The organism is Amycolatopsis pittospori, assembly GCF_013870525.1.
Taxonomy (GTDB): Bacteria; Actinomycetota; Actinomycetes; order Mycobacteriales; family Pseudonocardiaceae; genus Amycolatopsis; species Amycolatopsis pittospori.
In genome coordinates, this window is the sequence record NZ_JACBXD010000148.1 from 1 (window position 1) to 11,582 (window position 11,582).

General features: G+C 69.5%; 14 protein-coding genes. 5 read left to right on the forward strand and 9 right to left on the reverse strand.

Annotation, left to right across the window (positions count from 1 at the left end; all coding sequences use genetic code 11):
- A partial coding sequence (locus H5J31_RS38365; RefSeq protein WP_236005647.1) for an ankyrin repeat domain-containing protein occupies window positions 1-723 on the forward strand: 723 nt, incomplete at its 5' end.
- 69 nt (window positions 724-792) lie between these two features.
- Window positions 793-1,170, forward strand: a complete 378-nt coding sequence (locus tag H5J31_RS38370; RefSeq protein ID WP_328701726.1) for a RidA family protein — start codon at window positions 793-795, stop codon at window positions 1,168-1,170.
- Here H5J31_RS38370 and H5J31_RS38375 read toward each other — a convergent pair whose 3' ends face one another.
- Entirely contained in the window at window positions 1,171-1,875 is a 705-nt protein-coding gene (locus tag H5J31_RS38375; protein WP_181777561.1) for an SDR family NAD(P)-dependent oxidoreductase, read from the reverse strand.
- A gap of 94 nt (window positions 1,876-1,969) precedes the next feature.
- Here H5J31_RS38375 and H5J31_RS38380 point away from each other — a divergent pair, with 94 nt between their 5' ends.
- From H5J31_RS38380 to H5J31_RS38390, 3 genes are read left to right on the forward strand one after another with little or no spacing between them, the layout of a single operon-like run.
- Entirely contained in the window at window positions 1,970-2,587 is a 618-nt protein-coding gene (locus H5J31_RS38380; RefSeq protein WP_181777562.1) for a TetR/AcrR family transcriptional regulator, read from the forward strand.
- 56 nt (window positions 2,588-2,643) lie between these two features.
- Window positions 2,644-3,231, forward strand: a complete 588-nt coding sequence (locus H5J31_RS38385) for a hypothetical protein (protein WP_181777563.1) — start codon at window positions 2,644-2,646, stop codon at window positions 3,229-3,231.
- Between the two features lie 27 nt (window positions 3,232-3,258).
- Entirely contained in the window at window positions 3,259-3,837 is a 579-nt protein-coding gene (locus tag H5J31_RS38390; protein ID WP_181777564.1) for a hypothetical protein, read from the forward strand.
- A 1-nt stretch (window position 3,838) separates the two neighbouring features.
- Here H5J31_RS38390 and H5J31_RS38395 read toward each other — a convergent pair whose 3' ends face one another.
- The 8 genes from H5J31_RS38395 to H5J31_RS38430 form a co-directional block, all read right to left on the reverse strand.
- Window positions 3,839-4,753: an SDR family NAD(P)-dependent oxidoreductase gene (locus H5J31_RS38395; protein WP_181777565.1), complete on the reverse strand. Its 915-nt coding sequence runs from the start codon at window positions 4,751-4,753 to the stop codon at window positions 3,839-3,841.
- Window positions 4,754-4,820: 67 nt separating this feature from the next.
- On the reverse strand, window positions 4,821-6,011 hold the full coding sequence (locus H5J31_RS38400; protein WP_181777566.1) for an ATP-grasp domain-containing protein: 1,191 nt from the start codon (window positions 6,009-6,011) through the stop codon (window positions 4,821-4,823).
- A complete protein-coding gene (locus tag H5J31_RS38405) occupies window positions 6,008-7,075 on the reverse strand; it encodes a cysteine synthase family protein (protein ID WP_181777567.1) in 1,068 nt (355 codons plus the stop codon). The genes H5J31_RS38400 and H5J31_RS38405 overlap by 4 nt, the downstream gene beginning before the upstream one ends.
- Window positions 7,076-7,080: 5 nt before the next feature.
- Window positions 7,081-8,064, reverse strand: coding sequence for an ABC transporter substrate-binding protein (locus H5J31_RS38410; protein ID WP_181777568.1), 984 nt, complete (start codon window positions 8,062-8,064; stop codon window positions 7,081-7,083).
- A complete protein-coding gene (locus H5J31_RS38415; RefSeq protein ID WP_181777569.1) occupies window positions 8,061-8,849 on the reverse strand; it encodes an ABC transporter ATP-binding protein in 789 nt (262 codons plus the stop codon). Before H5J31_RS38415 ends, H5J31_RS38410 begins: the two co-directional genes overlap by 4 nt.
- Window positions 8,849-9,943, reverse strand: coding sequence for a FecCD family ABC transporter permease (locus tag H5J31_RS38420; protein ID WP_181777570.1), 1,095 nt, complete (start codon window positions 9,941-9,943; stop codon window positions 8,849-8,851). Before H5J31_RS38420 ends, H5J31_RS38415 begins: the two co-directional genes overlap by 1 nt.
- On the reverse strand, window positions 9,924-10,664 hold the full coding sequence (locus H5J31_RS38425) for a class I SAM-dependent methyltransferase (RefSeq protein ID WP_181777571.1): 741 nt from the start codon (window positions 10,662-10,664) through the stop codon (window positions 9,924-9,926). Before H5J31_RS38425 ends, H5J31_RS38420 begins: the two co-directional genes overlap by 20 nt.
- 293 nt (window positions 10,665-10,957) lie before the next feature.
- Window positions 10,958-11,582 (reverse strand): CU044_5270 family protein (locus H5J31_RS38430; RefSeq protein ID WP_181777572.1); only part of this gene is annotated, 625 nt, incomplete at its 5' end.

The window sequence follows — 11,582 nt, forward strand, 5'->3', positions numbered from 1 at the left end:
GCTTCGCTGATGATCGGTGAGCGGGCGGTCGTCGCGCTGCTCGCCGCCCTCGTGCTCGGCGCCTGTTCCCCGCAGGCGCCGGGTACCCCGCCGCCCGTACCCATCGAGTCCCCGCCCAGTGGACAAGGAGTCGCCGTGAATCAGCTCTTCGACGCCGTCGCCCGAGGCGACACGAACACCGTCCGGGCCGCCGTCGCGGCGGGCTCCGATCTGGAGGTCCGTGACGGACAAGGCCGGACCCCGCTGCTCGTCGCGGTGACCGAGGACCGCGTCGAGGTCGCCGAGATCCTCGTCGAGGCGGGTGCCGACCCGAACGCCCTCGACGGACGGCACGACACCCCGTGGCTGGTCACCGGCGTCACCGGAAGTGTCCCGATGGCCAAGGTGCTCCTCGCCGTGAAACCGGATCTGACCGTCACGAACCGGTTCGGCGGCGTCGCGCTGATCCCCGCCTCCGAGCGAGGACACGTCGAGTACGTGCGCCTGGTGGCGAGTAGCGGAATCGACGTCGACCACGTCAACGACCTGGGCTGGACCGCGTTGCTCGAAGCGGTCGTCCTCGGCGACGGCGGGGCCCGCCACCAGGATGTGGTGCGGGCGCTGATCGACGCCGGGGCGAACGTGAACCTCGCCGACAAGGAAGGAGTGACTCCACTCGCCCACGCACGGGCGAAGGGCCAGACGACCGTCGCCGGGATCCTCGCGGGGGCGGGTGGACGCTGATCGCGAATTCGGTTCCGCCCGCCCGCCGGCTGTGCTTTCGTTCGGGTCCGGACTTCTTTGGAGGATTGCGTGACTCAGCGGGTGAACATCCCCTCGGGCGGGGATTTCGAGAAGGTGTTCGGCTACAGCCGGGCGGTGCGCGTCGACGAGCACATCCATGTTTCCGGGACGACGGCTCGTGAGCCGTTCCTCTCGGGAGACGCCTACGAGCAGGCCGCGGCCGTGCTCTCGATCATCGAAACGGCGCTGCGGGAGGCCGGTTCGAGTCTGGCGGCCGTGGTGCGCACGGTCACCTACGTGACCGATATCAAGGACGCCGAACTGGTGGCGCGGGCGCATCGTGAAGCCTTCGGCGACGTGCTGCCCGCGGCCACCATGGTCGAGGTTTCGGCGCTGCTCAACCCGAAGATGAAGGTCGAGATCGAGGCCTACGCCCTCGAGAAGTAGTCACTTCCCGAACGAGCCGACCAGGATTTCGGGTACCTCGCGCTTGGCGTGGAGCGTCCAGAAGGCGTCGGCGAAGACGTCGGGGTGGATCACCTCGGGTTCGAAGTCCAGCGGGCCCGAGGTGAGCGCCAGATGCGGAACGCTGCCTTCGATCAGCGCTCCGATGTTGACGGCTCCGGCGTAGACGCCCTTCTCGGCGAGCACGGCGTTCAGGTTGTGGAAGTAGTTCCGCAGCGCGGCCTGCGCCATCCCGGCGTTGCCGAGGAACGGCGCCGGGTACAAGCCGGACTGGCCTCCGGTGAAGAGGATCGCGCCGTCGCCGCGCTCGACCATGTCCGGCAGCACCGCCCGCACCAGCGCCACCGCGGACACCACGAACCGGTCGACGATCAGCCTCAGGTTCTCCGGATCGACATCGAGCACCGAGACGATGCCGTCGCCCATGTTCCCGCCGCCGGGGTTGAAGGCGACGACGTCGATCCGACCGATGGCGGTGACGGCGGCTCCGATCTGGGCCGGTTCGTAGACGTCGGCGACGAACGCGCTCGCTTCGATGCCGTCGGCGGCGAGTTCGGCGACGAGGGCGTCGAGGTTCTCGGTGGTTCGCGCGACGAGGGCGATGCGAAAGCCTTCGCGGCCGAAGCGACGAGCGAGCGACAGCCCCAGCACCGGTCCGGCGCCGAAGATCGCGAGTGTCTTGGTCATGCGTCCTCCCAGGAGACTTAAGTTGAGGGTGTCCTCAACTTCTCCGAAGGTACACACAAGTTGAGGGCACCTTCAACTTGGCTAGGATGTCGCCATGCCCAAGCCCCTGCGGAAGGACGCCCAGCGCAACCGCGACCTGCTGGTCGAGGCCGCCCGAGGGCTGTACTCGGTGCGCGGGCTCGACGTCGCGCTGGAGGAGATCGCCAAGACCGCCGGAGTCAGCATCGGCACGCTGTACAACCACTTCCCCCAGCGCGCGGATCTGGTGAACGCGGTCTTCGCCGACCGGACGGAGACCGTCGTGAGCATCGCGGACCACGCGCTGGGGCTCGACGACCCCTGGGCCGGGCTGACGCATTTCGTGACCCGGATCTGCGAACTGCAGGCCGCCGATCGCGGCTACAACGAACTGGCCTCGGCGCGGCTGCCGCAGGTCGAGGAGCACGAACGCGGCTACGCACTGATGACCAGGATCGTCGAACGAGCGAAGGAGAGCGGGGCCCTGCGGGCCGACTTCACCCTCGAGGACATGGCCTTCGTGACCTGGGGGATCGCCCGCACGGTGGAGGCGACCGCGGATGTCCGGCCGGAGGTGTGGCGCCGCCATCTCGCCCTCCTGTTCGATGGGATGCGCGCTCCCGCCGCGCACCCGTTGCCGGAACCGCCGCTGCTTCCCGACGAGCTGGCGGGACTGATGGGGAATTGCGACTGAGATCGCGGGCAACCCCCGCCCCCTCTGGAACGTGTTCACCGCGGAGGGGAGATCCGATGAAAACGAAACTTCTGCTCGTTTCCCTGGCAGGGACCCTGTTCGCGGTGACGGCGTGCTCGGGGGAACCGGCACCACCGCCGCCGGTGACGGTGACGGCCGTCCCGTCGTCCTCGGTGCCCGCACCGCCCGCCGGGCCGGACGCCAAGACCGTGGCGTGGCTCGACGGGGTGTGCGGCTCGGTGTACGGCTACATGAAGGCCCACGACGAGTACACGGCCAAGCAGCCGTCGGGCACGAAGGTGACGCGCCGTTCCCTGAGTGAGGAACTCGGGATCCGCGCGGGATTCGCGGGCAAGGTCGTCGACGACCTCACCGCGCTCCCCCCGTCACCGATCCCCGGCGGCGACGCGGCCAAGAAGTCCCTTGTGGACAAATACACCGCGGCCCGGGACGCGGCCGCGAACGGGAAACGGCAGCTGGACTCGTCCAAGAGCCAAGCCTCGATGGACGCCGCGGGCAAGGCCTTGGAAGCGACCCAGAAGCCGGCCACGGAGACCGCGGATCTCTTGTCCTTGCTCAAGATCGATTCCCAGGAGCTGATGGCCGCGACGGCCGAGGCCAAGAACTGCGCGTCACCCCGCTGACCGGGGCGTCACCGCGAACGGAGACCCATGAAAACGAAAGTACTGCTCATTTCCCTTGTGGGAGCACTGTTCACGGTGACAGCCTGTTCGAGCGAGGCACCGGCGGCCGCCCCGGCGACGGTCACCGTGCCGCCGTCGTCCTCGGCACCCGCCGCGCCGGACGCCAGGACGGTGGCCTGGCTCGACGGGATGTGTGGCGCGCTGTACGGCTACGTGAAGGCCAGCAACGAGCACGCGAGCAAACAGGCCTCGGGCGTCGAGGTGACACGGCCCTGGTTGAGCGACAGCCTCGGGGTCCGGGCCGCACTCGCGGCCAAGGTCGTCGACGAGCTGACCGCGCTGCCCTCGTCACCGGTCCCCGGCGGCGACGCGGCCAAGAAGTCCGTTGTGGACAAGTACACCGCGGCACGGGACGCGGCGACGGAAGGGAAACGGCAGCTGGACGCCTCCAAGGGCCAGGCCGCGCTGGACGCGGGATTCAAGGCCTTGGACGCGGCCCAGAAGCCGCTCACGGAGACCACCGATCCTTTCGCCTCGGTCAAGATGGACACTCCGGAAATGCTGGCCGCCGTCGCGGCCGCCAAGAAATGCGCACCCGGCTCCTGACTCAAGCCGGTGGGGTGGACCCGGGCGGCATGGTCATCGGCCGCCCGGTGTTCAGGCCGCCGTCGACGAGCACCGAAGTGCCGGTCAGGTAAGCGAAATCCGGTGACGCCAACGCGAGAACGGCCGAAGCGATCTCGTTGGCCTCGCCCATTCGGGGCAGGCCGTGGACGTTCAGCGGTCCCCACGCCTGCTTGAACCGCGCCCAAAGATCGTCCGGGATACCCGGCGGGCGCACCAGCCGGGTGTCGGTCGTACCGGGATCGACCGACAGCACCCGGATTCCCTTGGCGCCGTAGTCCAGCGCGGCCGCGCGCACGATCCCCTGGACCGCCCGTTTGCTCGCGGTGTAGGCGGCGTGACCGGGCCGGGTCTGGTCCGCCTGCGCCGACCCGGTGCAGACGATCACCCCGCCGCCCGCCTTCAGCAGATGCGGGACCTCGTACTTGATCGACAGGAACACCCCGCGCGCGTTGGTGCGCTGGACGTCGTCCCATTCGTCGACCGTGATCTCGTGCGCCGGTTTGCCGAGATGGATGCCGGCGTTGTTGAACGCGATGTCGAGCCTGCCGTACCGGACCGCGACCCCGTCCACGAACGCTTGAACCTGTTCAGGCACGCGGACATCGGCCCTCACGTACGTCGCTTCCCCGCCGGCGCGCCGGATCTCCCGTTCCACCTCGCGGCCGAGCTCCTCACGCCTGCCGCAGAACCCGACCTTGGCGCCGGCCGCCGCGAACGCGATCGCCGTCTCGCGGCCGATCCCGGACGTGGCCCCGGTGACGATCACGACCTTGCCCGCGAAACGTCCCTTGCCCCGCTGAACCTCCTGCGCCCCAGCGGTGTTCGCGGCCAGCATCGCCACACCGGCCGCCGCCGCGCCCCCGAGCACAGCGCGCCTGCCCACTGCTTCGCCCACAGTTCCCTCCAGATGGATAGCCCTACTTCCTGAAACAGAAAGTAGGCCTATCCATCTGAGAGAAGTCTCAAGAATCCATCTCCGGCGTGATCCCGCCCGCCGCGGCGAGCGCCCGGTGCAACGCGAGTTCCGCCGTCGGCCCCTCGGCCAGGACGATCCCGGTGCACGACCGCTGATCCGCGAGATGCCGGACCTCGTCACCGGGGCTCGCCGTCGGGTACCACTCCGGCGCGCCGGGCAGACCGGGAAGCCGGTCGAGCCCCGCCCAGCCCTTCAGGACGCCTTCCCTGGCGGGATACGCCAGGACGAACGCGATTCCCGGGCCTCCGCCGATCTCCTGGGTGAGCAGCGCGGGTTCCTCCCCCAGCGCCATCGAGATCATCGCGGTGTAGACGTTGGTGTCCAGCGAGCGGCACAGCGCTTCGCCGAGCATCGCGCCGCCGATCCGGATGTTGATCTCGACGACCTCCGGACCGTCGGCGGTCAGGACGAATTCGGTATGCGCGAAACCCTGTTCGTGGCCGGCCGCCTTGAGCACCTGGCCGATCCAGTCGGCCAGTTCGACGTGCTCGGCGTGGGGGAAGGCCACGGGGAACGCGGCGGCTTCCTCACGCCGCACGGGTTCCGGCGACAGCTGCCGGGACAGGATCCCGAGCAGCCGGGTCCGCCCTTGCCAGGTCACGGTTTCCGCGCTGTAGAGCGGGCCGGCGAAGTACGGTTCGGCGATCAGGTGCCCCTTGAGCGGCGTGTCCTCCGCCTCCCGTAACGCGGCTTCGAGTTCGGCGGCGTCCCGGATCAGCCACACCCCACGCGACGAGGTTCCCGAGGAATCCTTGACCACCAGGGGAAAACCGAGATCCGGCGCCGAGGTCACCTGCACCGGGCGACCGCGGGTGAGCCCGTGTTCGTACAGCAGGTCGCGCACCGCGCCCTTGTCGCGCAGCACACGGACGGCCGCCGCGTCCGGTCCGGGCAGGCCGAGCCGCGCGGTGAGTTCCGCGCCCGGCAGCGCCCAGGTGTCGGTCGAGTTGATGATGCCGGCGAGGTCCGGGATCGCGCGCAACGCGGCTTCGCAGGCCGGGATGTCGGTGGTGTCGATGTCGACGACCTCGACCCTGTCCGGCCCGAGAATACCGAGCTCGTAGCGGTAGATTTCGCGATTCCCGGTGAGCAGCACCAGTTTCCGCCCGGCTTCCGCCGCCGCGTCGGCCAGCCTGCCCAGGCCGAACGTGAGTGCTTCCAGCAGGACGACGGTCACGACGCCCGCTCCTTCCGGTACGGCTGCTGGGACGGCAGCGTGGGTTTCCCGAACCGGCGTCGCCGCCAGTCCAGCGCCGACCACGGCGGCGCCAGGTCGTCCAGCGAAGCTATCTCGCACGGCGCCAGTCCAGCCGGGTCGACGGCCTCCCGATGCCGGGCGAACACCCGCGCCGTGTAGCGGTGGCCGGTGTCCGCGCCGATCACGACGTGTGTGCGCTCGGGATTCCGCGCCGCCTCCCATCCCGCGACGAGGTACGCCGCACCGGTGGAAAGCCCGGCGAAGACGGCGTGTTCGCGCATCAGGCCGATGGTCGCGGCCATGGCGTGCACGAAATCCAGCCAGTGCACCCGGTCGTAGAGTTCGTGATCCACGTTGTCGAACGGGATGGCGCTGCCGATGCCGGCGATGATCGCGTCCGGATCGGTGAACCGCTCGCTGCCGAAGGTGACACTGCCGAACGGCTGCACCCCGGTCAGGCGGACGTCCGGATCCCGTTCGCGCAGCGACCGCGCGATCCCGCCGGTCGACGCCCCGGTGCCCACACTGCCGACGACGGTCAGCGGACCGGACGGCAAGGCTCGCGCGACCAGGTCGGCGACCTCGCCGTAACCCAGGTAGTGCACGGGATCGTGGTACTGCCGCATCCAGTGCATCTCCGGATGGCGTTCCAGCAACTCGTGCACGCGCGCGACCCGGCGCCGCTGATCGAGGCGGAGGTCTTCGGACGGCGGCATCTGGTCCACGGTCGCGCCCAGGATCTCCAGCTGCGAACGCATGGTGAGGTCGACGGTGGTCGACGCGACGATATGGCAGCGCAGACCGTAGCGGTGGCAGGCCATCGCCAGCGCGAGCGCGTAGATCCCGCTGGAGCTGTCGACCAGCGTCTGTCCTTTTCGGACGATACCGTCGGCGAGCAGCGACCGGACCGCCCCGAGGGCCGCGTAGACCTTGAGGGTTTCGAACCGGATCAGCACGACGTTCGGCTTGAGCCGGATCAGCGCCGGAGTCTTGATCGCGTCGGTGACGTGTTCGTGCACCAGGGATTCCGTCTCGACGGGCATCGCGTTCACCGGCCGATCGAGCGCAGGTAGGCGGCCAGCGACTCGGCTCCCCGCGCGTTGCGTGGCCCGCTGACGAGGTCGCCGTAGGAGATGACGTGGAAGCGGTTGTCACGCACGGCGGGCGTGTTCTTCAACTGTGGCGAGGATTTGATGAACGCGATCTTCTCCTGCGCGGGCTGGTCGGCGTAGTCCACCACGACGATCACCTCGGGTTCGGCCTTCACCACCGCCTCCCAGCCGACGCTGCCCCAGCCGTCCTGGAGATCGCGGAAGACGTTCGTCCCGCCCGCGGCGTCGATGATGTCGTTGGGGGCGGCGTGTTTCCCGGAGGTGAAGGGCTGGTCGGTGCCGGAGTCGTAGACGAACACCTTGGCGGGCGGGGTCTTCGGTGCGCCCGCGCGGACCTTGTCGAAGCGCCCCTTGAGTTCCGCGACCAGCTCGTCCGCCCGCTGGCGGACGCCGAAGATGTCACCGAGGTTGCGCAGATCGGTGTAGAGCGCCTCCAGCGGCGTGACCTCGGCTTTCGCGGTGGGGTATTCCCAGCAGGTCTCGGTGTGCAGGTAGCTGCGGATCCCGACCTGGTCGAGCAGTTTCGGGGTGATCCCGCGCTCCTCGCTGAACCCCGAGTTCCACCCGGCGATCACCCAGTCCGCCTTCGCGTTGACCAGGATTTCGCGGGTCACCCGCGAAGTGCCGAGACGCTCGACCTTGGCGTAGTCGTCCTTCCACGGCGAGCCCGCGATCGACGGATCGCCGAGCGCGTTCATGACGTAGCCGCGCATCCGGCCGGCGAGCCCGAGCGCGAACATCTTCTCGGCGCCGGAAACGTCGTAGGCCACCGGACGTTGCGGCGCCGGGAAGGTGACTTGAGCGCCGCAGTTGGTCACCGCGACCTGCGCGGGCGCGGCCGGTCCGGCCTCGACCTGGGCACCGCAGGCGCTCAGGAGCAGCGCCGCGGTGAAGAGCGCGGTCACCCTGGACGGCTTCATCGTGTGATCCCCTCGGTTTCTTCGGCGGGAAGGTCGTAAAGCAGCTGGAGCGCACCGGTCACGGGATGGGTCACCTGAGTGACCTCGACGCCGAACACGTCTCGGACCGTTTCGGGCGTGAGCACTTCGGCGGGAGTGCCACAGGCTGCGAGCGATCCGCCGCGCAGCAGGGCGATCCGGTGACAGACGGCGGCGGCCAGGTTCAGGTCGTGCAGGGCGACCAGGACGGTGAGCCCGCAGTCGCGCAGGAACTTCAGCAGTTCCACCTGATGGCGGACGTCGAGATGGTTGGTCGGCTCGTCGAGGACGAGGACCTCCGGTTCCTGGACGAGCGCCCGCGCCACCAGCACCCGCTGACGTTCTCCGCCGGACAGGGTCAGCACGCTGCGCTGCGCGAGATGGGTGATGTCCAGGCGCCGCAACGCTTCCCGGCACAGCGCGCGTTCGCGAGCCGAGAGCCGGAGGTTGCCGCGCTGATGCGGCGACCGGCCGAGCGCGACGACCTCCTCGACGGTGAAGTCCAGATCCGCGCGGCTGTCCTGGGTGAGCGCGGCGATCCGGCGAGCGGTGTCGCGCAGACCCTGTTCCGCGAGGTCGGTGCCTTCGAGGAGGACCACGCCTCCCGACGGCGTCAGCGCCCGGTACACGCAACGCAACGCTGTCGATTTGCCGCTGCCGTTGGGTCCGAGCAGGCCGACGACCTCGCCCGCGCCGACGTCCAGGTTCAGCGCACGGATCAGCGTCGCTCCGGCGACGTCCACGGACAGTTCGCGCAAGGACAGCATCAGCGGCCCCCGAACGCGTAGCCGCGGCGCCGCATCACCACGAGGAACACCGGGACGCCGATCAGCGCGGTGATCACGCCGAGCGGCAGCTCCTCGGGTGCGACCAGGGTGCGGGCCAGCAGGTCGACCCACACCAGGAAGACCGCGCCGACCAGCGGGGCGAGCGCCAGCACGCGGCGGTGCCCGGAACCGGCGACCATCCGCACCACATGCGGCAGGACCAGCCCGACGAAACCGATCGAACCGCTCACCGCCACCAGCAGACCGGTGACGACGGCGGTGAGCAGGAACAGCCAGCGGCGTAACGCGACCGCGTCGGTGCCGAGGCTCATCGCGGTCTCGTCGCCCATGGACAGGACGTCGAGCGCGGTGCCGTAGCGCAGCAGGACCACGATCGCGACGACCACGCCGAGCGCGGCCAGCGGCAGCGACGCCCACGTCGCCGAGCCGAGGCTGCCGAGCAGCCAGAAGAGCACGGTCTGCGCGGCCTGGCCGTTCGGCGAGAGGTAGACGAGGACGCTCATCACGGCTTGGAAGGCGTACGTGAGCGCGACTCCGGTCAGCACGAGACGCAACGGCGTCAGGCCGAATTTACTGCGGGCGGCCAGATAGACGAGCGCCGTCGCGCCCAGCGCGCCGAGGAACGCGGCCGTCGACAACGCCAGCACGCCGAGCCCCGCGAAGAGACCGAAGACCACGACGGCGGCAGCGCCGACCGAGGCGCCCGAGGAGATCCCGAGTACGAACGGGTCGGCGAGCGCGTTGCGCACCAGCGCCTGCACGGCGACCCCGACCACCGCGAGCCCCGCGCCGACCACGGCCGCGAGCAGCACTCGTGGTGTCCGGACCTGCCAGACGATCGAGTACCCGGTGACGTCGTCGGTCGTGATGGTGCCGCCGACGATCGCTTTTCCCAGGTAGCGCAGGACGTCCGGCAGCGCGACGGTGGTCGGGCCGAGTGCGATTCCCGCGATCAGGGAGAGCAGGAGCGCCGCGGACAACAGGATCACCGGACCGGTGAGGCGGAGCGGGCGGGCGGTCTCGTCGTCCGGTTCCGCGAACAGGCGGAGCGTTTCAGCCGGCACGTTCACCACGCACGATCAGGCGGCGCGCGTGGTTGTCGTAGGGCGAGCCGTCGAAGTCGCCGAAGCACTCGACGCCGGTGAAGCCCGCCGTTTCGAACAGCCCCTTCAGTTCCGCGGCGCTGTACAAGAAGGAGAGGATCGACGCCTGCTTCGCCTCGCCGTCGCGGACCAGGGTCCAATCGGTCCTGAGGCGGGTCCAGTCGTCGAGGATGGTGTCGCGCATGAACACCGTCCCGCCGTCGACGTCGACCGCCTGGGGGCGGCCGACCCAGCCGGCCAGCACCTCCTTGCCGAGCACGTCGATCAGCAACGTGCCTCCGGGAGCGAGGCTGGTGAAGGCGTTGCGCAGCACAGTGAGGTTGTCGCCGGGCTCGGTGAAGTAGCCGAACGACGTGTACATGTTGATGATCCGGTCGTAGGCGCCGGGCTCGGCGTATTCGAGCATGTCCGCCTGGACCAGCTTCGCGGTGACTCCGGCGTCTTCGCAGGCTTCACGGGCACGTTCGAGCATGGCCGGGCTGAGGTCGACCCCGGTGACGTCGGCGCCCCGCCTGGCCAGCGGGATGACGTGGATCGCCGGCCCGCAGGCCAGATCCAGCACCTTCAGACCGTCGGTGACCTCGAGCAACGGTGACGTGGCCGCCAGGCGTTCGGCCTCTTCGGCGCGGCTCGGCGGGAACATGACGTCCGCGAAGCCGACCCACAGGTCGTCGTCCTCGTACCAGTGCATCTCACTCCGCTCGCCGGGCCGCACGATTCAGCCCCACAAGTCGTCGAAAGGTCGTCCTCGGTTCCCGGTGTCCCGACCTTTCTCGTGGAGTGATCACGGATGCGCGGACCGACACGCTGCGTTAAGGTGCGAATGGTCTGGACCGGTCAAGGTCGAACGTCGGGCCCGATACGCGCGGCGCTGCGTTGCGAAAGCCACTTTCGCAACGTTGAAGGTTGCGAAAGTGGCTTTCGCAACGCCAGCCCGGGTGCCGAGGCGGGCACGAGACTCGCCCCTCACGAGAGCTTGCGGCGTCAGGGTTTCTGGCCCACCTTGTCCACGATCCCGTGCGCCACGAGGGCACCGGAGCCGTCGCGGCCGCGGAACTCGTAGGTCTTCGGGTCGAGGTAGAACTCCAGCGGCACCCCGCCCGCCGACCAGCTGACCGTCACCGCCGGCCGCCCGGCGGGGTCCTGGGTCCCGGTGCGCACGGTGAGTTCGGGGATCTTCGCGAGCGCCTGGTAGAGCGCCGAACGCGCGGCCGGGGTCAGCACGCTCTCGATCAGGTCCATCGCCTCCATGTTCAGGGCGTGCACGCCGGTCCCTTCACCGCGCCGGTCCTCGCGCAGGTAGGCGAGGACGGCGTCGGGATCGGTCGGCAGGTCCGGGTAGTAGGCGCGGAACGGGATGCAGGGCCGTGAGCCGCCGCCCTCGTCGGCGGGAAGGGCGCGCTTCCCATTCCGGCAACCGGGCGACGTGCCCTTGTGGCCGTTCATGTCGGACCCGCCGTCGTGCGTACCGTCCACAGAGGACCAGTTCTCGTAGTACCAGCCGTCCGCGCGCTGGTGTTTCGAATAGACGAACTGGTCTTCCCTCGGCCGGAGTTCCGGCTGCTCGCGGACGACCTCGGCGGCGACGAGCAGCACGTGTCTCGGTTGG

Coding starts and splice junctions, on each gene's coding strand:
- H5J31_RS38375 (WP_181777561.1), bottom strand. CDS start 1,875: ATGACCAAGACACTCGCGATCTTCGGCGCCGGACCGGTGCTGGGGCTG.
- H5J31_RS38380 (WP_181777562.1), top strand. CDS start 1,970: ATGCCCAAGCCCCTGCGGAAGGACGCCCAGCGCAACCGCGACCTGCTG.
- H5J31_RS38385 (WP_181777563.1), top strand. CDS start 2,644: ATGAAAACGAAACTTCTGCTCGTTTCCCTGGCAGGGACCCTGTTCGCG.
- H5J31_RS38390 (WP_181777564.1), top strand. CDS start 3,259: ATGAAAACGAAAGTACTGCTCATTTCCCTTGTGGGAGCACTGTTCACG.
- H5J31_RS38405 (WP_181777567.1), bottom strand. CDS start 7,075: ATGCCCGTCGAGACGGAATCCCTGGTGCACGAACACGTCACCGACGCG.
- H5J31_RS38410 (WP_181777568.1), bottom strand. CDS start 8,064: ATGAAGCCGTCCAGGGTGACCGCGCTCTTCACCGCGGCGCTGCTCCTG.
- H5J31_RS38415 (WP_181777569.1), bottom strand. CDS start 8,849: ATGCTGTCCTTGCGCGAACTGTCCGTGGACGTCGCCGGAGCGACGCTG.
- H5J31_RS38425 (WP_181777571.1), bottom strand. CDS start 10,664: ATGCACTGGTACGAGGACGACGACCTGTGGGTCGGCTTCGCGGACGTC.